Raw genomic sequence first — 21825 nt, forward strand, 5'->3', positions numbered from 1 at the left:
TTCGAATGAAGGGCAGGCGGCGTCGACCTCGCCGTTGAAGACGGCACGGTGACAAGGCTAGCGCCGAATTGCGAAGGGAAAAAGTCACGAATTCGGGATCGGCTCTTCGAGACTGTGGGGCAATTTTCGTTTGCGAAATCGCAAATTCAATCCCTGGTTTATATTTTTTGACATGGTAGAAATAAAATTCCTTCAACGCTGAAGGAATTCAGTCATTGGCGAAGTCCTGGTCGCCGGTACCGCAATATACCTCGCCTTTTTACTGTTCAGGAGGACGATTTTCCTTAACCGTTTTTGTTTACCATGTTGTCCGTTGTATCAATGAGGAATTGTAATGCCGCGCCTGTTCTCCACGTCGATCGTCCGCCAGATCGTTGCGATCACGCTCGCTCTGTTATGCATCAGCACGGCGGTGATCGGCTGCGTCACCTATTACAATCTCAGCGGCTATGTGATGCGCAATGCAGTGTCTGATGCGCGCGATGCCAGCCGCGCCATGGCCGTCCTCTATGGGGCAGCCCTTGCCGATGCCAGGGTCGATATGCGCGACAACGCGCTGTCGGGTGTCACGGAGGACAAGATCCCTGTATTCGCCGACCATTCCATCGTCGATCGTGTCGCCCAGTCGATTGCCGGCGTTGCCACCATCTTCGAAAAGCGCGGCGACAGCTATGTCCGCGTCTCGACCAACCTGAAGAAGGAAAACGGCGACCGCGCCGTCGGCACCAGCCTTGCGCCCGACCATCCGGCCCAGCCGGTGCTTGCTCGGGGCGAGGCCTATTATGGCCCTGCCGATCTCTTCGGCCATAAGTTCATGACCGGCTATTTCCCGATCAAGAATGCATCGGGTGCGAATGTCGGCATCCTCTTCATCGGCATCCCGATGGAAGTCTACTATGCCGACATGCGCGATCTCCAGGTGCTGGTGCTCGGCGTCGGCGCGGCGGTCATGCTCATCGTCTGCGGCCTCGCCTATCTGACGATCCGCAATTCGGTCCGTCCGATCGAGACCCTGACCGGAACCGTCAGCCGCATCGCCAATGGCGACCTGTCGGCGCAGGTGCCTTATATCGAGAAGAAGAACGAGTTCGGCGCCATCGCCCGCGCGCTCTCGATCTTCCGCGACAATGCCCATGCCAAGCAGGAGATGGAAATCCGCGCCTCCGAGCAGCGCGCACTCTCCGAAGCCGAGCGCGCCCGCAACGACGAAGACAAGCGCAACCTCGACAACCAGATCGATTTCGCCGTCACGGAGCTGGCAGCCGGCCTCGGTCGCCTCTCGCGTGGTGATATTTCCCAGACGATCGAAAAGCCCTTCGTCGGCCGCCTGGAACAGCTGCGTACGGATTTCAACGGTTCGCTCTCGCGGCTGCAGGATACGCTGTCGAAGATCAGCGACAATGCCCGCGCCATTCAGAACAACAGCAACTCGATGCTCCATTCCGCCGACGAACTGTCCAAACGGACGGAATCGCAGGCGGCATCGCTGGAACAGACGGCAGCCGCCGTGGATGAGATCACCGTGACAGTCCGCTCCTCGGCCGACCGCGCGCGGGAAGCGAACCAGGCCGTCTCGACCACCAAGAAGACGGCCGACAGCTCCGGCGCCGTCGTCGAGAATGCGATCAGCGCGATGGGCCGCATCGAGGAATCCTCCCAGAAGATCGAGCAGATCATCGAGGTGATCGACGACATCGCCTTCCAGACTAATCTGCTGGCGCTGAACGCAGGCATCGAAGCCGCTCGCGCCGGGGAGGCGGGCAAGGGCTTTGCGGTCGTTGCGATGGAAGTGCGGGAACTTGCGCAGCGCTCGGCCGACGCCGCAAAGGAAATCAAGACGCTGATCAACGATTCCAGCCGCGAAGTCGGCGCCGGCTCCGGTCTCGTTCAGGAGACGGGACGGGTGCTCGCCACGATCAGCCGCGAGATCATCACAATCAGCAGCCATGTCGAAGTGATCGCCACCGCCGCCAAGGACCAGTCGGCAGCGCTGGAAGAGGTCAACGGCGCCGTCAACGCCATGGACCAGATGACGCAGAAGAATGCGTCGATGGTCGAGGAAGCCACCGAATCCAGCCGCCGCTTGGCCCGCGAGGCGGACGACCTGATGGCATTGATCGGCCAGTTCCGTCTCGCAACTGACCGGCCTGGCGATTACAGGCGCGCTGCCTGACACCGACGATCGGCAAGGGGCGGGGCGGCAGGTTTGCAGTCCTCCCCGGCGGATCTCAGCGCTGCGGCTCGCGGTTGAAAGAACCCAGACAGCCTCCGCAGCCAGCCGTCGAGATTGGGCGCATTGCCGAAATCGTCGTAATAGGCGTCCTCATCTCTGAGCCACCGGGCCCGGTTGGCCTCGGCCTTCAATTCAATGCACGCGATGATGCCGATATAGTCGATCATGAGATGCCTCCTTTCGTGAAGCCATCCCCTCAATTACGCATCACCTTTTGCTTTATAAACGGCTGAAATCCGCTTATGTTTTTCACCTATGAAAAACGCGACTTGGGATTCCTATCAGCTCTTTCTCGGTGTCGCCCGCGGCGGTGGGCTCACTGGCGCGGCCTCTGCAAGCGGCCTGAGCCCCGCGACGATTGGCCGGCGGATGCTGGATCTCGAGCAGCAGCTTGGCCGAACGCTCTTCCTGCGCAGCCAGACCGGCTACAGCCTGACGGGCGATGGGCAGGCGCTGTTCGACCGTCTGCTGGACATGGAGTCGGCCGCTCGTAGCATCGACAGCTGGCAACGCGAGGCGTCAGGCAGGCCGGTCGTGCGTATTGCGGCCGGAACCTGGGTCGGCTGGCTGATGAGCCAGAACATGCCGGCCATTTGCTCGGAGCGCGATGATTTCCGCATCGACCTTTATCTCGCCGAACGCCGTGCGAGCCTCGCCCACCGCGAGAGCGACATCGGTCTCCGTGCCTTCGAGCCGGAAGAGGCCAATCTGGCGGCGATCAAGGCCGGCGAGGTCGCCTATGCCGCCTATCGCGCCCGCAACTTGCGCGCCGCAGGTCCGGAACGGTGGATCGCCGTCAGCGAGGACGAGGCGATTTCCGCCTATCTGCGCTGGCCGCACCAGAACCGCCAGGCCGAGATTGCGCTGACAGTCAATCGCCCCCGCTCGCTTTACGACCTTGTGCTGGCAGGCTCTGGTATCGCGGTGCTGCCCTGCTTCGTCGGCGATCTGGAACCGAGGCTGGAGCGGGCAGGGGAGGAGATTACGGCACTTCGTCATTTCCAATGGATCGTCATGAACAACGAAGACCGCCACCGCCGCGAGATTCGCACAGTGATCGACCGCATGGCGCGTTTGTTGAAAAGCCACGCCGATCTCTTCGCCGGCAAGCGGCCGACCTATTGATGGCGCGGAGCTGGCATCGAAATACCGGCTCTTCGCTCACTCGGCTCTGATTTCATCGAGTATCATGCCAGTGGTTCCAGCCATCTGCTGCAAACGTTGCCGATTGAATATGTCATACAGCGGATTGTCGCATTCCGGATTGGCAAACAGAGTGTTTGACGACCAATAACCACCTTCGATGAATCGCAACTCGGATCGCATGGTCCGGAGAAAATAGTACATAAGGTGAAGATGGTTTCGCTGGGCCAGCAGGCACATAGTCAATGCGGCATGAAACGCCGGAAGTGCCTCATTGCCTATGATATGAACCGCGTCGCCAACGCGGCGATGATCTCGCCAGTAGCTCAGAAATTCACGCCAGGGGAAAAAGATGGACTGGTTATCTGGTTTGACCGCCCAGGTATCGAAGCTCTTTTTAAACTTGAGATCGAAACGGGATACGACGAGCGCATCGAAATCGCCCTTCCCATGAATGTATTCCAAGCCTTCCTTGTACGTTTCCGCCTGACTGCTTCCGATCGGGTTGATCAGAACAACTTCACAAGGTCCTATCTGCGCCTTGATGTCTTCGAGCACTGGACTGTCATAGGTGACGAGATAGACTTTCGCTCCCGGGCTAATTCTTCGTATTGGATTGATCAGCCTATCCAGCAATGACGGAATATTGTGCCGCGCATCCATCGGGTTCCCGAAACGGTCGCTCTGCACAAAATGATGTCCCCGAAGCATTATCGCCAGTCTCATGGGTTATTATCCTTTGTTGCTATTGATTGAGCGAAGCGGAAAACCTTCAATCTGTCGCTGATCGCGGTGACTGCAGGCGGCAGGCCCGGATTGCCTCTATGCTCATCATGTCGCCAGGTTCGTTTGTGGATTCAATCTAGGCGGCGGCCCTTGCGCATAGCTGACGGCCATTGCGCGTTTTACGCGTAGCTAAAATAGACAATTCAAAACTCTGTAAGATCGCGAGGATGGAGGCAAGCCGCGCCGTCTTGCCAAACCTCAACGTCAAGGACATCGTCGGTGCGGCATCTCTCTTCTCCACTCGGGGGTCCGAAGGACGGGGCGAGACCCGCAGCTCGGCCCTGGTCGGTGGCGGCAGCCGGATGAGGGGTTCTTGGCTCCGCCTGCAACACTAGACGAGCTTTCAGTCGTTCGAGCCCCATATCACTCGCGGATAGCCGATAATCCAGATCCATTTCGCCACTCTCTAGGAGGCCCTCATGCCCAGGATTGATGTCGCCACCGTGCCGAAAATCAAAGGTTCCGGCTATCCGAAACCATTCGACAGGCCCTGTGCCGAGCGTGTGCGGCAGCGCCTGGGCAACGCAGGCGGGTTGACGGATTTCGGGGTCAACCTCATGCATCTGCCGCCGGGCGGCTGGTCGAGCCAGCGCCACTGGCATTCGCACGAAGACGAATTGGTCTATGTGCTGGAAGGAGAGCTGACGCTCGTCGAGGATAGCGGGGAAACGGTTCTGCGGGCCGGTGATTGCGCAACCTTTGCCAAAGGTACAGGCAATGGCCACCACATGATCAACAGGTCGGGTGCAGCGGCAATCTATCTCGAAGTCGGCTCGCGCCAGCCGGCCGATCTGACGACCTGCTCCGATATAGACATGATGAGTTCGAATGCTGATGGGCGCTTCGTACACAAGGACGGCACGCCCTTTCAGCAATCGTGAGACATCGAAGATTGGCTGAAACGGGATAGTGTCAGACCTCTCCTGTTACGTCGCATTTACCGTTGCGTACTTCCTTTCGAACCATCGCCATCCGACACTCCAGATCCGAATGGTCGGCGTCATGGGGAGATTTGCGATGCTGCGGAGACGGGATTTTGTGGCAGCGGGCGCGGCCGTCGCATTTCTGCCCCGGATGCTGATGCCGAATGCGGCTGCTGCAAAGGGGGCGGTGCCGGATGTGACGCCTCAGGAGGCGCGGGCAATCGCCAAGGAGGCCACGATCTACGGCTTCCCGATGGTCGACAACTATCGCATCCAGTACGCCTATTTCGTCGACAGGAAGGACCCGGAATACAAGGGCACCTGGAACACGCTCTTCAATACGGCGAGGGTCTATACGCCCGATGACAAGGCGATCCAGACGCCGAATTCCGATACGCCTTATTCCTCTGTCGGTATCGATCTGCGGGCGGAGCCGCTGGTCTTCACCGTGCCCGAGGTCGAGAAGGGCCGGTACTATTCGATCCAGTTCATCGACATGTACACTTTCAACTTCGCCTATGTCGGCAGCCGCGCCACGGGCAACGAGGCCGGCAAGTTCCTGCTGGCGGGACCCGGCTGGACGGGCGAGACGCCTCCCGGCATCAAGGCAGTCATCCACTGCGAGACGGAACTCGCAATGGCGCTCTATCGCACGCAGCTCTTCAACCCCACCGATATAGACAATGTTAAGAAGATACAGGCCGGCTACAAGGTGGAGCCTCTATCGGCATTTCTCGGCAAGCCTGCGCCCGCGGCAGCGCCGAAGATCGATTTCATCAAGCCGTTGAGCGGCAAGGCGGAGAAGACGTCGCCGCGCTTCTTCGCCGTTCTTAATTTCATCCTGCCGTTCTGCCCAACCAATCCTGCCGAAATTGACATCATGGCGCGCTTCGCCAGGATCGGCGTCGGGGGAGGCAAGGTATTCGATCCGAAGGCGCTGTCGCCAGATCTGCAGAAGGCGATCAAGGCGGGCATGGCCGATGCCTGGGCGGAATTCGCCGACTACAAGAAAACCGAGCTAGATACCGGCAAGCGCTCCAGCGCCAACGGCTTCGGGACACGTGCCTTCCTGAACGGCGACTATATGTCCCGCATGGCGGGCGCAGTGCTCGGCATCTACGGCAACTCCAAGGAAGAGGCGCTCTATCCCGTTTATTTCATCGATTCCGATGGCAAGTCGCTTGATGGCAGCGCCAAGTACACAATTCACTTCGGACCGGACGGATTGCCACCGGTCAATGCCTTCTGGTCGCTGACCCTCTACAAGCTCCCATCCAGCCTGCTCAGCGCCAATCCGCTCAATCGCTACCTCATCAACTCGCCGATGCTTCCCGATCTCAAGCGCGACGCCGACGGCGGTATCACCCTCCATATCCAGCACGACTCGCCGGACAAGGACATTGAGGCCAACTGGTTGCCCGCGCCGGAAGGGCCGTTCTTCGTGGTCATGCGTCTCTACTGGCCGAAGCAGGAGGCGATCGACGGAAAATGGAAGGCACCGCCGCTGGAACGCACGAGCTGATCGAGGAGAAGGCCGCCATGACGAATAGATACCTGACCACGGTTGCGTTTCTGGCGCTGATCTGCGCCGGTCCGGCATTCCCGCAGACGAAGGGGGATGCCGTTCCCGTTACGCCGGACAATTTCGTCCGGGCTGAATCCGATCTCTATTTCAGCAACATAGCCAAGGACGACGGCTTCGGAAAATTCATGCACCATCGCCAGCTCAGCCCGATCGACAAGCAGCTCGTCATCCGGACGAACCGCGACACGCTCTATTCCGCTGCAGTCTTCGATCTCGACGCCGGCCCTGTCACCATCACGATGCCGGATGCCGGCAAGCGCTTCATGTCGATGCAGGTGATCGATGAGGATCAATACACGCCCGAGGTCACCTATAAGGCCGGAAGCTATACGCTTTCAAAGGATAAGATCGGCACGCGATATGTGATCGTGGGCGTGCGGACGCTGGTTAACCCGCAGGACCCGGACGATATGAAGCAGGCGCATGACCTGCAGGATGCAATCAAGGTGGAACAATCCGCGCCCGGCAGTTTCGAGGTTCCGAAATGGGATCAGGCAAGCCAGGCCAAGGTCAGAGCCGCGCTCCTTGAGCTTGCTGCGACCTTGCCCGACACGAACCGCATGTTCGGGACGAAGGATGAGGTCGATCCCGTTCGACGACTGATCGGCGCTGCCTCCGCGTGGGGCGGCAATCCCGGGAAGGAGGCGATCTATCTCAACGTCACGCCAGACCAGAACGACGGCAAGACCGTCTACGGTCTCGACGTCAAGGACGTGCCGGTGGACGGCTTCTGGTCGATAAGCGTCTATGACGCGAAGGGCTACTACCGGGCCAACAAGCTGAACGCCTATACGCTGAACAACCTGACGGCCAAAGCAGACGGCGATGGATCGGTGCATGTCCAGTTCGGTGGCTGCGACGGGAAGATTGCCAATTGCCTGCCGATCACCAAGGGCTGGAATTACATGGTGCGGCTCTATCGCCCTTCGCCCGACATCGTCGATGGCAAGTGGACCTTTCCGAAGGCAGAGCCGGTGGATTGACACCGCGGATAGTCCAGCGGTTCGCAAAGCCCCGGCAGGAAATGCAGAATGCGCTAATATAAATTTCGCCAGCAGCGCTGGGAAAACGGCCCCATTGAAAACCTGAAAGACGACGATTGAGGAGATCGCGATATGAGGAAATCGATGAAATTTTTGATGGCATTGACGATGGTCGTTTCGCCGGAAGTGGCAGGCGCCATGCCGATGGGTAATATTCCCACGATCCAAGTAGCGCCTGCCAATCCACTGGTCCATAAGGTCGAGGTTATCAGGCGCCATGGCACAACGGTTCGTCGTGGACCAGCCGGCAACACAGTCGTGCACCACGGCTCGACGACAGTCGCGCGGCGTCCATACTATCGACCCTGGGTCCGCCGGCCATATTACGGGACGGTCGTGGCAGGCGTAGCACTTGGTACCGTCGTTGCCGCAACGGCAGTTGCGGTGGCACCGCGTCCGCCAAGTCCTAGCCTGTGCTGGTACTGGTCCAACAGCTCCCAGACTCGCGGGTACTGGGATTACTGCCGCTGATCGTGCGCTTGCGATGTCCCAACCGCTTGCGAAGCAGGAAGGGTCGCTGAGAGACGACAGGAAAGAAGGCGCCTGCGGTTTCGCAAGCCGGGACCAGCGGGCGTCGGCCTTCCCATTTTCGCAGTTTTGCAAAACCGTCTCGCTCCTCATCTTTCCCCTTGTGGCCGTCCGAATTCCTTTCTAGTCTGACGGGAAAAACAGAGGGTTGGGTATCGCAAAGATGCCCTTGAACGGAACAGGAGAGACAATGAAATCCATTTTCAAGCGCTTGGCAGCGACCGCATTCTTTGCCGTCGGACTGGTAGCCTCCGCCTCCGCCGCAGACCGGGTGGTCAATATTTATAACTGGTCCGACTATATCGACGATTCCGTGCTCGCCGACTTCACCAAGGAAACCGGCATCAAGGTCGTTTACGACACCTTCGATTCCAACGAGACGCTGGAGACCAAGCTGCTCGCCGGCCATACAGGTTATGACGTCGTCGTGCCGAGCGCCGACTTCCTGCAGCGCCAGATCCAGGCCGGCGTGTTCCAGAAGCTCGACAAGTCCAAGCTTCCGAATATGTCCAACATGTGGGACATGGTGCAGCAGCGCATCTCCGCCTACGATCCCGGCAATGAATATGCCGTCGACTACATGTGGGGCACCAACGGCATCGGCTACAATGTCGACAAGGTGAAGCAGATTCTCGGCACCGACGCCAAGCCAGGCCTGGAAGTGATCTTCGATCCGAAGATCGCCGCCAAGTTCAAGGATTGCGGCATCTACATTCTTGATGCGCCGAAGGACGTTATCCCCGGAGCCCTGCGTTATCTCGGCCTTGATCCGAATTCCAACAAGCCTGAGGATTTCAAGAAGGTCGAGGAACTGCTGACCTCGATCCGGCCCTATGTCCGCAAGTTCCACTCCTCCGAATACATCAATGCGCTGGCAAACGGCGACATCTGCGTCGCCTTCGGCTATTCCGGCGACGTACTGCAGGCCCGCAATCGCGCAGCCGATGCCAAGAACGGCGTGAACGTCGACTACTCCATCCCGTCGCAGGGCGCGCAGATGTGGTTCGACGTGATGGCGATCCCGGCCGATGCGCCGCATGTCGCCGAAGCGCATGAATTCCTGAACTACATGATGAAGCCTGAGGTCATTGCCAAGGCATCCAACTTCGTTTCCTATGCCAATGGCAACAAGGCATCGCAGCAGTTCATGAACAAGGAAGTGCTGGACGACACGGCCGTCTATCCGACTGAAGACATGATGAAGAACCTGCTCTTCACCGTGAAGCCATGGGATGCGAAAACGCAGCGTCTCGCGACGCGACTGTGGACCAAGGTCCTGACCGGCCAATAACCGACACATCCGGCCCGGGCGGCAACGCCCGGGCCTTTCTTTAGAGCATGTCGCGCAAAAGTGTGCAGCACGCTTTAAGCGGGCAGGGCGGATGGGGAAGAGCCGTCTTCGCTGCGCTTCATTTGGGGATAGATGATGAAGTCTCTCGGCAATATCCGGCGTTCCTTTGCTCCCTGGACGGATCCTTCTGAAAAGCCGTTCATTTCCTTCAATAATGTCACTAAGAAATTCGGCGATTTCACCGCCGTCGACGATCTCTCGCTCAATATCTACACCCGCGAATTCTTCGCACTTCTCGGCGCCTCCGGCTGTGGCAAGTCCACGCTTCTGCGCATGCTCGCCGGCTTCGAGCAGCCGACCTCGGGCGAAATTGTCCTCGACGGCCAGAACCTTGCCGGCACGCCGCCCTATCGCCGCCCCGTCAACATGATGTTCCAGTCCTACGCGCTCTTTCCGCATATGACGGTCGAAAAGAACATCGCCTTCGGCCTGCGACAGGACGGCATGCCGAAGAACGAAATCGCCGAGCGCGTCGCGCAGATGCTGAAGCTCGTGAAGCTGGAGCAATTCGCCAAGCGCAAGCCCAATCAGCTTTCCGGCGGCCAGCGTCAGCGTGTGGCGCTCGCCCGCTCGCTCGCCAAGCGGCCCAAGGTGCTCTTGCTCGACGAGCCGCTCGGCGCGCTCGACAAGAAGCTGCGCGAGGAAACCCAGTTCGAGCTGATGGACCTTCAGCAGAGCCTCGGCCTCACCTTCGTCGTCGTCACCCACGACCAGGAAGAGGCGATGACCATGGCCGACCGCATCGCCGTCATGAGCCACGGCAAGGTGGTGCAGGTGGCAACGCCGGCTGAGGTCTACGAGGCCCCGAACTGCCGCTTCGTTGCTGACTTCATCGGCGACGTGAACATCTTCGACGGAAATGTCACAACAGCCGCATCAGGCATCGTCGAGATCGCGGTGGACAACGGCTTCACGATAAGGACCGCCACGACCGAAAGCCCGGCCACAGGCAGCCGCGCTGGCTTTGCCGTCCGCCCGGAAAAGCTGCGCGTCAGCAGGAATGCGCCGGCTAACGCCTCCACCAACGCGACCGAAGGCGAAATTTGGGACATCGGCTATCTCGGCGACATGACTGTCTTCCACGTCAAGCTGAAGAACGGCCAGGTGGTGAAGGCCTCCTCGCTGAACGCCGTGCGAGCGGTCGAGGAACCCTTCGGCTACGACCAGCAGGTCTGGGTATCCTTCGACGAGAATGCCGGCGTGCTCTTGAAGGATTGAGATGATGAAATCGATCGGCTCGTCATTCACCCAGCGCCTCGTCATCATCATCCCCTTTGCCTGGTTGCTGCTCTTCTTCCTCGCGCCCTTCTTCATCGTCTTCCGCATTTCGCTGTCGACGACTGAAGTCGCAGTGCCACCCTATACGCCGGCCTTCTACCTCGCCGACGGCATCAGCGGCCTGTGGGACAAGTTCCAGCAACTGAGCTTCGACAATTACACCTGGCTTGCGGGAGACCCGCTCTATTTCAACGCCTATCTCCAGAGCCTGAAGATCGCCGGCATCTCGACGCTGCTGACGCTTCTGGTCGCCTATCCCATCGCCTATGGCATGGCGCAGGCGCCGCGCTCTATTCGCCCGACACTGCTGATGCTGGTCATCCTGCCCTTCTGGACAAGCTTCCTCATCCGCGTCTATTCCTGGATGGCGATCCTCAGCACGACGGGACTGTTGAACCAGTTGCTGCTCTATCTCGGCATTATCCATCAGCCGCTGGTGATCCTGAATACCAACACGGCCGTCTATATCGGCATGGTCTATTCCTATCTGCCTTTCATGGTGTTGCCGCTCTATTCCTCGCTGGAAAAGATGGACGGCACTCTGATCGAGGCGGCGCAGGATCTCGGCTGTCCGCCGATCACGGCCTTCTGGCGGGTGACCTTTCCGCTGTCGATTCCCGGCGTCATCGCCGGTTGCATGCTGGTCTTCATTCCTGCCGTCGGCGAATTCGTCATCCCCGATCTGCTCGGCGGTTCCGAAACCCTGATGATCGGCAAGACGCTCTGGTCGGAATTCTACGGCAATCACGACTGGCCGGTGGCATCGGCGGTCGCGACCATCCTGCTTCTGGTCCTCGTCATCCCGATTGTGTTTTTCCAGAACGCGCAGGCCAAGGCCGACGAGGCGGGGAGATAGACGATGCTCAAATGGTCCCGCTTCAACATCGTTTCGGTCACGCTCGGCCTTGCTTTCCTCTATCTGCCGATCCTGTTGCTCGTGATCTACTCTTTCAATGCGTCCAGGCTCGTTACCGTCTGGGCCGGCTTTTCGACGCAGTGGTACGGACGCCTTCTGCAGAACACGGACATGCTCGACGCGGCCTGGCTGACGGTGCGCATCGCCTTGCTCTCGGCAACGCTCGCCACCGTTCTCGGCACCCTCGCGGCGCTGACGCTGGTGCGCTACACGCGGTTCCGCGGGCGCATCCTGTTTTCAGGCATGGTCTATGCACCGCTGGTCATGCCTGATGTCATCACCGGCCTGTCGCTGCTTCTGCTCTTCGTGACGGCGGGTGTGGAGCGCGGCTTCTGGACGATCACGCTGGCGCATACGACGCTGACCATGTGCTTCGTCGCCATCGTCGTGCAATCGCGGCTGCTAAGCTTCGATCGCTCGATCGAGGAGGCTGCACTCGATCTCGGCGCGACCCCGGTTCGCACCTTCTTCGAGGTGACGCTGCCGATCATTGCGCCAGCCGTCTTTTCTGGCTGGGTGCTGGCGCTGACCCTGTCGCTCGACGATCTGGTCATTGCAAGCTTCGCATCCGGGGCCGGTGCCAAGACGCTGCCGATGCTGATCTACAGCCAGGTGAAGCTCGGCGTGACGCCCGAGATCAACGCGATCTGCACCATTCTCGTCGGCATCGTAGCGATCGGCGTCATCTGCGCGTCAGTCGTGACCAAGCGCCGCGAGGTGCAGCGTCAGCGCGACGAGCAGGCAGCTGCCGCAGGCCGCTGAAGCCGAATTGAAAAAGCAAAAAGGTTAGAGATCGCCGGCGCTTCAGGGGGAAAGCGCCGGAGTTCTATTGTGGCTTTTGCAGAAGGGCTGTGACGGGCGAGGCGACCGGGTCCGGCCACGTGCCGCCAAGGAAGAACGGTAGCATCGGCAGGTCAGCCGCGTTTGCCGGATCGGTCGCCGCAAGGGTCCCGGAAAGCGCCAGGCCATTGCTGCGGTAGGGTATCAAGCCGTTCAGCGTTATCGTCTCGTTGCGTCCGACGATCTTGAGATCGCGAACATCTGCCGATCCCTTGGCAACCGTTGCGTTGGCGCTGATGCTGTCGAAATCGAAGGCAGTATCGGCAACGTCGCTCATTCGGAAGAAGGTCTTCTGGGTTGCGAGTGCACGGAAGGCCGAGATATTGAATTCACGGAAGGAACCGGCCTTGCCCCGGAAATGCAGCGTGCCTGTTACGTCGGAAAGATTGGCGGCCCAGATCGGCTTTGACGTTGCGAGCGACAGATCGAGCGAGCCCGTCGTAAGAGGCAGCGGGCCTGGCAGTTTCAAACGGCTGATCAATCCGCCGAAATCGGCATCGCGGATGGAAATCTGCAGCTTGCCGCCACCGTCGAAATCGCGCTCCATCACTTCGAGATGCGCGGTCAGGTCGCCGCCCTCGAAAGAGCTGTCGCCGATATCGAATTTGGCTGTACCGCCGGCAACGAGCAGGCTTGCGCCGATGTCGTCGAACCGGAACGGACCGAGCGCGGCATTTTTTGCCGACAGCCTGACATCCATGTCCAGGCGCTGCAGGGGATTGCCGTTGAGCAACGCGTCGATTGCCGTATCCGCCGCAAGCCGCATCGAAAAGGCTGCCAGGAACGGATTGAGGTTCATCTGGTCGAAGGCGAGCGTGCCGGAGATTTTCGGCTTGCCGGCGGCCGTGTAGCCGAAATCCATGATGCCTGTTGCGGCCGCGTCATTGACCTTGAAGCTGAGGTCGTTGAAGCGCAGGCCGCTGGAGACTGTGGAGATATTGGCGTTGAGCGAGACGCTCTTCAGCGTGTCGCCGCCCGGCAAATGCTCGCCGCTCCAGACCAGGAATGACGGCACGTCTGGAATGGCAAGATCAAGGTTGCCTGCGAGAGCCGAAAAATTGGAGATATTGGTAGTTCCGGTGAAGCTGCCCCTGATCATGGGAGAGGTGAAGGTCGTCTTGGCGTCGACGTTCTTTCCGGCAAAGAAGAGCAGCGGCTGATCCGAATTGAAATCGACCTTGATGTCCTGACCGTTGAGACGGGCCAGTAGAACGGCGCTCATCGGACGGGAAAGGCGGGGCCAGGAAATATCCGCATTGATGCTGTCGAGCTTGTAGGTGTTGCCGCTGCGCTCGTCGGCCATCTGCAATATGCCGTCTTCGATGGTTAGCGTGCCGATCTTGGCGTCCTGGTCGGGCCTCATGCCCGGCGTAGTGGAAGAAGAACGTTCCGCCCGGTCGATCGCCTTGGCGAGAAGCCCCTCATTCGTCCAGTCGATCAGGCCGGCTTCGTCGCGGCGGATGTAGATGATCGGGCGGAGGAAATGAAATTCATGAAAATCTGCACGGCCCCTGATGGCGGCCCACAGCGAAAAATCGGCGGACAGGCTGTCGACATGACCGAGCACCTTGCCATCGGTGGTACGCTCGCGAATGGTCACCTGGTTGAGCGTGACACGCGGCGTCGGCCAAAAGTCGAGCGTCGGCGCGCCCTCGATCTCCGCCTTGTAGCCCGTCCACTTCGACAGCACGTCCTCGATGCCCGAACGCACGAGGCCGCTGGAAATCAGGAAGGGGGCCGTTGCCCGGAATACGGCAAAAACGATGACGATCGTGAGCACGACCGTGCCCGTCGTGCGCGCAACGGCAGGCAGCCATCGCCCCACAGACCTCATGGCAAGCCGCCATCTTCTATTTCTTGACGCCCTCATGATGCTGCAGAAACTTTCAAACAGTTGCGCATGATTTTGCCTGCGTTTGCCCGATATAGGAAATGCTTCTGATATGCAAATGCCGCTCGGCGAACATCGTTTTTATAGGCGATGCAGCATGATATAGAAGTCACGAAATGGAGGTGATGCAATGCAGAATGAAATACCGCTCTGGACGCCTTCCGAAGAGGCCCGCAGGCAAGCCCCGATGTATGCCTTCATGCAGGCCTGCAACGAGCGTTTCGGCTTGTCCCTGTCGGATTTCGCCGGCCTTCATGCCTGGTCGATCGAAGATCGGGAGAGCTTCTGGACGGCTGTCTGGGATTTCTGCGGCATCAAGGGAAACAGAGGCGAAAGAGCGCTCGTCGATGGCGACCGGATGCTGGACGCGCGCTTCTTTCCCGATGCCGAGCTGAACTTCGCCGAGAATCTTCTGACTGAGAGCGGCGAGGGGGATGCGCTGATCTTCCGCGGTGAAGACAAGGTGCGCGACCGCTGGTCCTGGGATCGGCTGACGGCAACGGTCTCGCGGCTGCAGCAGGCCTATCGCGCGATCGGCATTCGCAAGGGTGATCGCATCGCTGCGATGATGCCGAACATGCCCGAAACCATCGCCTGCATGCTTGCAGCAGCCTCGATCGGTGCCATCTGGTCCTCCTGCTCGCCCGATTTCGGCGAACAGGGCGTTCTCGACCGCTTCGGCCAGATCGAGCCCAAGCTCTTCATCGCCTGCAGCGGATACTGGTATAATGGCAAGCTCCAGGAGGTGAGCGAGAAAGTCGCCGCCATCACCAGCCGCCTGAACACGCCTGCAGTCATCGTCCCCTATGCCGGCGATGCACCCTCCGTCGCAGCGGCAGTGCCGGGTTCGAAGACGCTTGATGCCTTCATCGCGCCGTTCCCGGCAAAGGCGGTGGAGTACGTTCCGCTGCCCTTTGCACACCCGCTCTACATCCTGTTTTCCTCGGGCACGACCGGCATTCCCAAATGCATCGTCCACTCCGCCGGCGGAACGCTGCTGCAACTGGTCAAGGAGCATCGTCTTCATTGCGGCGTGCGGCCCGGAGAAAAGGTGTTCTATTTCACCACCTGCGGCTGGATGATGTGGAACTGGCTGGTGAACGGATTGGCGGCAGGTGCGACGCTTTGCCTCTATGACGGCTCGCCCTTCGCGCCCGATGGCAATGTCCTCTTCGACTATGCACAGGAAGAGAAGTTCGCGATCTTCGGCACCTCCGCAAAATATATCGATGCTGTCCGCAAGAGCGGCATCACGCCGATCAGCTCCCATGATCTCTCCAGCCTGCGGCTGATGACGTCGACCGGGTCGCCGCTGTCGCCAGAAGGCTTCACCTTCGTCTATGACGGAATCAAGAGCGATATCCAGCTTGCGTCCATCTCCGGCGGCACCGATATCGTCTCCTGCTTCGTGCTCGGCAATCCGCTGTCGCCGGTCTGGCGTGGTGAGATCCAGGGGCCGGGCCTTGGCCTTGCGGTCGATGTCTGGAACGAGGACGGCAAACCCGTTCGCGAGGAGAAGGGCGAACTGGTCTGCACCAGGGCATTTCCCTCAATGCCGGTCATGTTCTGGAACGACCCGGATCGCGTCAAATACCGCGCCGCCTATTTCGAGCGTTTCGACAACGTCTGGTGCCACGGCGATTTCGCCGAATGGACGGAGCATGGCGGCCTTATCATCCACGGCCGTTCCGACGCCACGCTCAATCCGGGCGGCGTGCGGATCGGTACAGCTGAGATCTATAATCAGGTCGAGCAAATGCCCGAGGTCGCGGAGGCGCTTTGCATCGGCCAGGATTGGGAAGATGATGTCCGCGTCGTCCTCTTCATCCGCCTCGCCTCAGGGGTGGAGCTGACGGAGGGCCTTGCCAAGGCAATCCGCAATCGCATTCGCTCCGGCGCCTCGCCGCGTCACGTGCCGGCAAAGATCATCGCCGTTGCCGATATTCCGCGCACCAAGTCGGGCAAGATCGTCGAACTCGCCGTACGCGAGGTCGTCCACGGCCGCCCTGTCAAGAACAGGGAAGCGCTCGCCAACCCGGATGCATTGCGCCTGTTCGACGGGCTCGAGGAATTGAAGAGCTGAGGAATCGGGGACCCGAAGGCCAGATTTAACAGGCAAAAGCTGGCCTTCCGATCTTAACCCCGCGTTAAGAGGCGTGGGTCAAAGGTAAAACCAACTTGGGGCCGCCTCATGAGTTAGGCGGCAAGGAGCTTCCCCGCTCCCGAAACATGACGTTGATCGACTCGAGCTCTCCTTGAACAGCATCCACTCTCAAAGGCAGCCTCTGGCTGCCTTTTTTTCGTTGGGTGCAAGACAAAAAACCTAATTCGCCAGAACCCGCGGCGAGGGGAAGGTGATTTCTACCAGCGTGCCTTCGTTCGGTGCGGAGTTGATCGAGAAGATCGCGCGGTTGGCGTCGACCATGGCCTTGGTGAGAGGCAGGCCGAGGCCAGTGCCGTCGCCGCGCTGGCGGGAATTGGTCGATACCTGCCGGAAGGGCTTCATCGCCTGTTCCAGCTCCGTGCGGGTCATGCCGACGCCCGTGTCGCGAATGCGCATGACGACGGTGCCTGACGGCTCGTAGGAGGTGGAGACGACGATCTGGCCGCCTGAGGGCGTGAACCGGATCGCGTTCGACAGGATGTTGAGGGCGATCTGCTTGATCGAGCGCAGGTCGGCGACCACGTTCGGTACCGACTGCGACAGCGCCGTGCGGATGATGACCCTCTGGCTGTTGGCCTGCGGCTGCACCAGCGAGACGGCCTCCGAGATCGCCTCGTTCAGGCCGACGGCGCCGAATTCGAGGTCCATCTCGCCCGCTTCGATCTTGGAAATGTCGAGCAGGTCGTTGACGATGTCGAGCACATGCCGACCGGAACGACCGATGTCGTTGGCATATTCGATATAGCGCGAGTGGCCGATCGGGCCGAAGCGCTCGCCGGCCATCATGTCGGAGAAGCCGATGATCGCGTTGAGCGGCGTGCGGATTTCATGGCTGACGCGCGCCAGGAAATCGCTCTTGTGGGCATTGGCGGTCTCGGCGGCGCGCTTGGCGTTGCGGAGTTCCTCCTCGGTGCGCTTCCATTGCGTGATATCGCGGATGACGGCGCAGTAGCCGTTCGACGAGGTGAGCCGGCCCATGGTCATGAACAGCGGCACGAAGCCGCCCGACGCCTCGCGACCGATGACCTCGCGGCCGTCGTTCAGCACGCTCGCGACGCCATGGCCGGAAAGCCCGCTCAGATAGTCGAGCACCGCCTTCTGGCTCTCATGCGCAAACAGCATGACGAAGGGCTTTCCGCGCGTTTCCTGGTCGTCATAGTTGAACAGCGCGCTTGCAGACCGGTTCATCGAACGCATCTCGCCTTCCGGCCCGATGATGACCACGCCGTCGGTTGCCGTTTCCAGGATCGATTGAAGTTCCTCGACCTCGACCTGCAGCTTGGCGACCTTTTCCAGCATGCGTTCGGGGCGAGCCTCTTCCCTGATATCGGCGGGCGTTTCGTCGCGACCTTCATCCTTTTCAACAGGCATCAGCGCCAGCATCAGGGCGCTGCCGTCTTCCCAGCGGATCGACTGCAGCCGTGCGGTGACCGGGATCAGCGCATCGTCGGAACGCACCACCATCATCGTGCCCGGCCGCTCAGTCTTGCCCTCGAGGTCATGGCGCTGCAGCAGCGCATCAAGACCGCCCACTCGTTCGATATCGGCAAGCGATTCGTAGCCCGTCAGGCGCAACAGTTCGGGGTTGGCGTGCATCAGCTTGTCGCCGGCATGGACGAGAAGCGCCACCGGCATCTGGTCGACCGTGTCGGCGGAAAGTCCGCTCGTCATCTTCACGCGCGGCGGAATAGCCGTGCTCAGCACGTCCAGCGGATTGAAATCCTCTTCCGGTTCGCTGACTGCTGCCGACGTACGCTCTCCGTCCTGTTCGTCTGCTGCCGGCTCCTGATTGTCATTGTCGCTTTCGACGGCCACGGCCACGGATTCCGGCGCGGCAACCGATTGCTCCTGTTCGGCTGCAGTCTCAGCCTCAGCCATGCTCTCGCTCTCGCGGGGAGCTTCCGTTTGTGCCTCTTGGTCTGCCGGGATGTTCTGCCTTCCGGCATCACCAGCAAGGGCCTCATCAGCGATATTCGCCGCGGGTTCGGCCTCCGCCGCCTCCGTCGCCTGCTCGCTGCGCTGGCCGAATGGCTGGAGCTGGCGTGCGATCTCGTTGAAAGCGGCTTGTTCGCTTGCGGAGAGGCCATCACGAATGTTCAGGCGGTGCTCGTGCAGCCGTACGATCTTGTCCGAAAGACGCCTGTTCGGCGAATCGGAGATTTTCAGCGCAGGGGGTTCCGACAACGGTGGGAATTCAAGCTCGGGATTGTCGGTCTCAAGCTCCTCGGCGGCAGCGTGGTCCGCTATTTCCTCATCCTGATGCGTCTCTAGCTGCTCGGACTCGGCTTCGCTTTGCGCCACATCAATTCCGTGGCCGGCAACAGGCTCCACCGCTTCATCAGACCTATCCGTCTCCGGCTCAATTGCGTCGAAGATTGGCGCGACCTCATTCTCGGACGGCTCTCCAGCCTCCGACTGCGTTTCCTCGGCTTGCTTCGCTTCATCGGAGGCCGGGGCCAGCGTCAGGCCAAGCCTCGACGGATCCTCGATCGCGTCGGAAAGGCGCACCACGCCAAAACCCCGGAAGCCGTCGAATTCGCGGCTGCGCGTATAGGTCGGCAGGGCGGCCAGATCGACGGGCACCATCAGGCTCGTCCCTTCGATCGGCCAGTAGATCGTGCGGCCGGACCACGTATCGCGCCGCGCCAGCAACTCGGCGATCTTTCCGTCCGGGTCGAGATTGAAGAGCGCTGCGATATCGGTGAAGGCGACGCCGGTTACATTGGTGGCATGCGGGCCTACGGCATCGGCAAATTCATGGGAGACTTCGCTGAAACGTCCCTCGGCATCGATCTTCCAGACGAAACGGGTGGCGCGACCATTCGGCTTGTAGGCAAAGGCCTGCGGTCCATCCGGTGCTGCCGTCTCGGCAGCCGCTGCCTGAATTTCCTGCTGCTTGGGCTCATTGGCAGCGGCTTCGATTGCCGCATGCTCAACGACGGGCTCTACCGGAGATGCGGCATGTGCGGTCTCGGCGACGTGGCTTTCCTCGGGTCGCGTGGTCTCTTCAGTCGGCTCGCTCTGCCCGAAGAGCTGTTCGCTTACCGAAGCCGTATCGACGGCGGGCGCGGCGGGCTCAGCTTCTGGCAATGCCTCATCATGCGTTTCGGCGCGAGCATTGGTTTCGTCGAAGGCCGTTTGCGTCTGCTCGAGCTTGGGCTCTTCGGTCTCGCCAGATACGTCAGTCACCTCATACCGGCCGGCAGCCTCGATATCCTCCACCGTCGCGCCATCGACCACGGCGAGCGCGTCGACATCCTCGAGGCTTGCATCGGATTCATCCGGCGCCTCGGCGTCCAGCGCTACATCGTCCGCAGTCTCCTCGATGTCGGCGACGGCGTCGAGGACATCGGCGAATTGGCCATCTGCCGCTCGCTCGGCTGGATGCGGCACCGTCTCCAGCGTTGGGACCCGCTGCTCGACGACCGGCATTGTTTCTTCAGTCGCATCCTCCAGGGCTGTTGCAGATTCAACGGCTGCGGCAGCGGTAACAGCTTGCGGCGCGCCTGCCTCTTCTTCCGGCTCGAAGTTCTCGACCGGATCGAGATGGCCGATGACGGTTTCGACGACGAAGAGCAGGTTCAGCGCCGGAATTTCGGAAAGCTTGCCAAGCGCTGCCGGCAGGTAGCCCTGGCCGGTCGGGATAGGCCGTTTGATCAGCCGGTCTGGCTGGGCGCCGGCCATGTTGATCAGCATCCGCGCCGTCTGCGGCGTGATGTCGAGCGCCTTGAAATGGCTGGATGCGGCGATGACGTCGCCCTCGCGGCCGATCACGGCCATATGCGTATCGGCATCGTCAAAACCGTCGAGCATGCGCCGGGCGCTCTCGGCGGCCGAAAGCGGCTGGGTCGAGACCGGCGCAGAAAAGAGAACCGCATCTTCGCCGGATTGAACGCGGATCATTTCGACGGCGGCGTTGACGACGGTGCGTCGGAAGCCCGATGCCATGCGGATCAGGAAATTCCGGTTGTCGCCGACCGATGCCAGTTGGTGGGCCGTGGCCGCGATCTGCCGGAAAGAGACATCGCCGGGCCGCGCGCCCTGCTCAAGAAAATCGTAAATGGCCGAATAGCCGAACAGATCGGCGCCCGCGCCATTGGCCCAGAGCACCCGGTCCAATCCGGTCGAGAACAGGACCATCGCCTCGCCGCGTGCAAAGCGCTCCCGCACACGCGGATGGACGGCGATATCGATGAACGGATACTGGATTGCGGGCATTTTCCAACCTGCTGCTCGGGCTTCAAGGCCTTCCTTCAATTAACGTTTCATTAATAACGGCGCCCCCGTTTGAGGTCCAGCGAGGCGCCCGGCTTTCGGGCGGAAAGGTTAACGCGTTGTGCGATGCACAAAAAATGTTGCAACGCACAACGAACTGCATTATATGACGTTTATCGAATTCATCATCGGGCGCCTCCGGAGAGGGCCCGCCAACAGGAGCGCTTACGCATGGCTACCGTAAAGAAAGATGACGTTTTTTCAATCTCCTCCTTCGACCCTTCGAAGTTCCAGGAAACCCTGCGCGATTTCGCTGAAAAGGGCGCTTTCCAGTCCAAGGAAGCCTTTGCCAAGATGAAGGTCGCTGCAGAAGATGCAAGCAAGACCGTCGAGGCTACGATGCAGAGCGCACAGGCCGGCACCGTGGAACTCGGCCTCAAGGCGATCGACGCCCTGCGCACCAACGCTGAAAACTCCTTCGCGCACATGGAAGCGCTGCTTGGCGTCAAGTCGGTTGCCGAATTCGTCGAGCTTCAGACCTCCTTCATCCGCAAGCAGGCGGAAGTGACCGTCGAGCAGGCCAAGGCCATGCAGGAAGCCTCCAAGAAGGTTGTCGAGACCGTTGCAAAGCCTGCCAAGACAGCCGCTGAAAAGGCCATGTCTTCCTTCAAGGCTGCCTGAATTAAATAGCCTCCCAAGGCAAGAGGCTGGACTTCATGTCCGGCCTTTTTCTATATTATGCCAGATAGGACTTGAAATAATTTCGAAGTCCTCGTATTGGGACCCCGTCGCGCCAAGGCGACGATTTGTGCGGTTGTAGCTCAGTTGGTTAGAGCGCAGGTTTGTGGCACCTGAGGTCGGAGGTTCGAGACCCCCCAACCGTACCATTCCACTAAAATCCTCATTCTCCCCGGTGATTCCCGTCACCC

Annotated in this window: 16 protein-coding genes and 1 tRNA gene; 13 read left to right on the plus strand and 4 right to left on the minus strand. The window is 60.2% G+C overall.

Features of this window, described 5'->3' with window-relative positions; translation table 11 throughout:
* Nucleotides 1-334: 334 nt before the first annotated feature.
* Nucleotides 335-2173 carry a methyl-accepting chemotaxis protein gene (locus EV561_RS11085; protein ID WP_132521260.1) on the plus strand — a complete coding sequence of 613 codons (1839 nt, stop codon included), beginning with the start codon at nt 335-337 and terminating at the stop codon, nt 2171-2173.
* On the opposite strand, the gene EV561_RS11090 is transcribed toward EV561_RS11085, so the two are convergent.
* Nucleotides 2155-2400, minus strand: a complete 246-nt coding sequence (locus tag EV561_RS11090) for a hypothetical protein (RefSeq protein WP_132521262.1) — start codon at nt 2398-2400, stop codon at nt 2155-2157. The two genes, EV561_RS11085 and EV561_RS11090, sit on opposite strands and share 19 nt — an antisense overlap.
* 88 nt (nt 2401-2488) lie before the next feature.
* On the opposite strand from EV561_RS11090, the gene EV561_RS11095 reads away from it, so the two are divergent.
* Nucleotides 2489-3358 carry a LysR family transcriptional regulator gene (locus EV561_RS11095; RefSeq protein WP_132521264.1) on the plus strand — a complete coding sequence of 290 codons (870 nt, stop codon included), beginning with the start codon at nt 2489-2491 and terminating at the stop codon, nt 3356-3358.
* A 36-nt stretch (nt 3359-3394) separates the two neighbouring features.
* Here EV561_RS11095 and EV561_RS11100 read toward each other — a convergent pair whose 3' ends face one another.
* A complete protein-coding gene (locus EV561_RS11100) occupies nt 3395-4102 on the minus strand; it encodes a hypothetical protein (protein ID WP_132521266.1) in 708 nt (235 codons plus the stop codon).
* A 479-nt stretch (nt 4103-4581) separates the two neighbouring features.
* Here EV561_RS11100 and EV561_RS11105 point away from each other — a divergent pair, with 479 nt between their 5' ends.
* From EV561_RS11105 to EV561_RS11140, 8 genes are all read left to right on the plus strand, one after another.
* A complete protein-coding gene (locus EV561_RS11105) occupies nt 4582-5043 on the plus strand; it encodes a cupin domain-containing protein (RefSeq protein ID WP_132521268.1) in 462 nt (153 codons plus the stop codon).
* Between the two features lie 193 nt (nt 5044-5236).
* Nucleotides 5237-6607: a DUF1254 domain-containing protein gene (locus EV561_RS11110; RefSeq protein WP_132521660.1), complete on the plus strand. Its 1371-nt coding sequence runs from the start codon at nt 5237-5239 to the stop codon at nt 6605-6607.
* A gap of 17 nt (nt 6608-6624) precedes the next feature.
* Nucleotides 6625-7653 carry a DUF1254 domain-containing protein gene (locus EV561_RS11115; RefSeq protein WP_132521270.1) on the plus strand — a complete coding sequence of 343 codons (1029 nt, stop codon included), beginning with the start codon at nt 6625-6627 and terminating at the stop codon, nt 7651-7653.
* A gap of 144 nt (nt 7654-7797) precedes the next feature.
* A complete protein-coding gene (locus EV561_RS11120; RefSeq protein ID WP_132521272.1) occupies nt 7798-8184 on the plus strand; it encodes a hypothetical protein in 387 nt (128 codons plus the stop codon).
* A 247-nt stretch (nt 8185-8431) separates the two neighbouring features.
* Nucleotides 8432-9532, plus strand: a complete 1101-nt coding sequence (locus EV561_RS11125; protein WP_132521274.1) for a polyamine ABC transporter substrate-binding protein — start codon at nt 8432-8434, stop codon at nt 9530-9532.
* 135 nt (nt 9533-9667) lie between these two features.
* Nucleotides 9668-10810: an ABC transporter ATP-binding protein gene (locus tag EV561_RS11130; protein WP_132521662.1), complete on the plus strand. Its 1143-nt coding sequence runs from the start codon at nt 9668-9670 to the stop codon at nt 10808-10810.
* A 4-nt stretch (nt 10811-10814) separates the two neighbouring features.
* The gene (locus EV561_RS11135; RefSeq protein ID WP_132521664.1) at nt 10815-11726 is read left to right on the plus strand and encodes an ABC transporter permease subunit; all 912 of its coding nucleotides are present in this window, start codon (nt 10815-10817) and stop codon (nt 11724-11726) included.
* A gap of 3 nt (nt 11727-11729) precedes the next feature.
* Entirely contained in the window at nt 11730-12548 is an 819-nt protein-coding gene (locus EV561_RS11140; RefSeq protein WP_132521276.1) for an ABC transporter permease subunit, read from the plus strand.
* Nucleotides 12549-12612: 64 nt separating this feature from the next.
* Here the strand turns inward: EV561_RS11140 and EV561_RS11145 are convergent, their stop codons facing one another.
* Nucleotides 12613-14496 (minus strand): AsmA-like C-terminal region-containing protein, encoded by a 1884-nt coding sequence (locus tag EV561_RS11145; RefSeq protein WP_132521278.1) that lies wholly within the window; start codon nt 14494-14496, stop codon nt 12613-12615.
* Nucleotides 14497-14647: 151 nt separating this feature from the next.
* On the opposite strand from EV561_RS11145, the gene EV561_RS11150 reads away from it, so the two are divergent.
* Nucleotides 14648-16600, plus strand: coding sequence for an acetoacetate--CoA ligase (locus EV561_RS11150; RefSeq protein ID WP_132521280.1), 1953 nt, complete (start codon nt 14648-14650; stop codon nt 16598-16600).
* Between the two features lie 240 nt (nt 16601-16840).
* Here the strand turns inward: EV561_RS11150 and EV561_RS11155 are convergent, their stop codons facing one another.
* Nucleotides 16841-20899, minus strand: coding sequence for an ATP-binding protein (locus EV561_RS11155; RefSeq protein ID WP_132521282.1), 4059 nt, complete (start codon nt 20897-20899; stop codon nt 16841-16843).
* 228 nt (nt 20900-21127) lie between these two features.
* Here EV561_RS11155 and EV561_RS11160 point away from each other — a divergent pair, with 228 nt between their 5' ends.
* Together EV561_RS11160 and EV561_RS11165 are read left to right on the plus strand one after the other, a co-directional pair.
* On the plus strand, nt 21128-21577 hold the full coding sequence (locus EV561_RS11160) for a phasin (protein ID WP_132521284.1): 450 nt from the start codon (nt 21128-21130) through the stop codon (nt 21575-21577).
* 129 nt (nt 21578-21706) lie between these two features.
* Nucleotides 21707-21783, plus strand: a tRNA-His gene (locus tag EV561_RS11165).
* The last annotated feature ends 42 nt before the right edge of the window (nt 21784-21825 follow it).

The sequence above is a fragment of the Rhizobium sp. BK376 genome (assembly GCF_004341625.1).
In the GTDB taxonomy this organism is placed as follows: Bacteria; Pseudomonadota; Alphaproteobacteria; order Rhizobiales; family Rhizobiaceae; genus Rhizobium.

Excerpts from the sequence above, each read along its gene's own strand:
- EV561_RS11090 (WP_132521262.1), bottom strand. The coding sequence starts at position 2,400 with ATGATCGACTATATCGGCATCATCGCGTGCATTGAATTGAAGGCCGAG.
- EV561_RS11115 (WP_132521270.1), top strand. The coding sequence starts at position 6,625 with ATGACGAATAGATACCTGACCACGGTTGCGTTTCTGGCGCTGATCTGC.
- EV561_RS11140 (WP_132521276.1), top strand. The coding sequence starts at position 11,730 with ATGCTCAAATGGTCCCGCTTCAACATCGTTTCGGTCACGCTCGGCCTT.
- EV561_RS11105 (WP_132521268.1), top strand. The coding sequence starts at position 4,582 with ATGCCCAGGATTGATGTCGCCACCGTGCCGAAAATCAAAGGTTCCGGC.
- EV561_RS11120 (WP_132521272.1), top strand. The coding sequence starts at position 7,798 with ATGAAATTTTTGATGGCATTGACGATGGTCGTTTCGCCGGAAGTGGCA.
- EV561_RS11125 (WP_132521274.1), top strand. The coding sequence starts at position 8,432 with ATGAAATCCATTTTCAAGCGCTTGGCAGCGACCGCATTCTTTGCCGTC.
- EV561_RS11135 (WP_132521664.1), top strand. The coding sequence starts at position 10,815 with ATGAAATCGATCGGCTCGTCATTCACCCAGCGCCTCGTCATCATCATC.
- EV561_RS11100 (WP_132521266.1), bottom strand. The coding sequence starts at position 4,102 with ATGAGACTGGCGATAATGCTTCGGGGACATCATTTTGTGCAGAGCGAC.
- EV561_RS11155 (WP_132521282.1), bottom strand. The coding sequence starts at position 20,899 with ATGCCCGCAATCCAGTATCCGTTCATCGATATCGCCGTCCATCCGCGT.
- EV561_RS11150 (WP_132521280.1), top strand. The coding sequence starts at position 14,648 with ATGCAGAATGAAATACCGCTCTGGACGCCTTCCGAAGAGGCCCGCAGG.
- EV561_RS11110 (WP_132521660.1), top strand. The coding sequence starts at position 5,237 with ATGCTGATGCCGAATGCGGCTGCTGCAAAGGGGGCGGTGCCGGATGTG.
- EV561_RS11160 (WP_132521284.1), top strand. The coding sequence starts at position 21,128 with ATGGCTACCGTAAAGAAAGATGACGTTTTTTCAATCTCCTCCTTCGAC.
- EV561_RS11130 (WP_132521662.1), top strand. The coding sequence starts at position 9,668 with ATGAAGTCTCTCGGCAATATCCGGCGTTCCTTTGCTCCCTGGACGGAT.
- EV561_RS11085 (WP_132521260.1), top strand. The coding sequence starts at position 335 with ATGCCGCGCCTGTTCTCCACGTCGATCGTCCGCCAGATCGTTGCGATC.
- EV561_RS11145 (WP_132521278.1), bottom strand. The coding sequence starts at position 14,496 with ATGAGGGCGTCAAGAAATAGAAGATGGCGGCTTGCCATGAGGTCTGTG.
- EV561_RS11095 (WP_132521264.1), top strand. The coding sequence starts at position 2,489 with ATGAAAAACGCGACTTGGGATTCCTATCAGCTCTTTCTCGGTGTCGCC.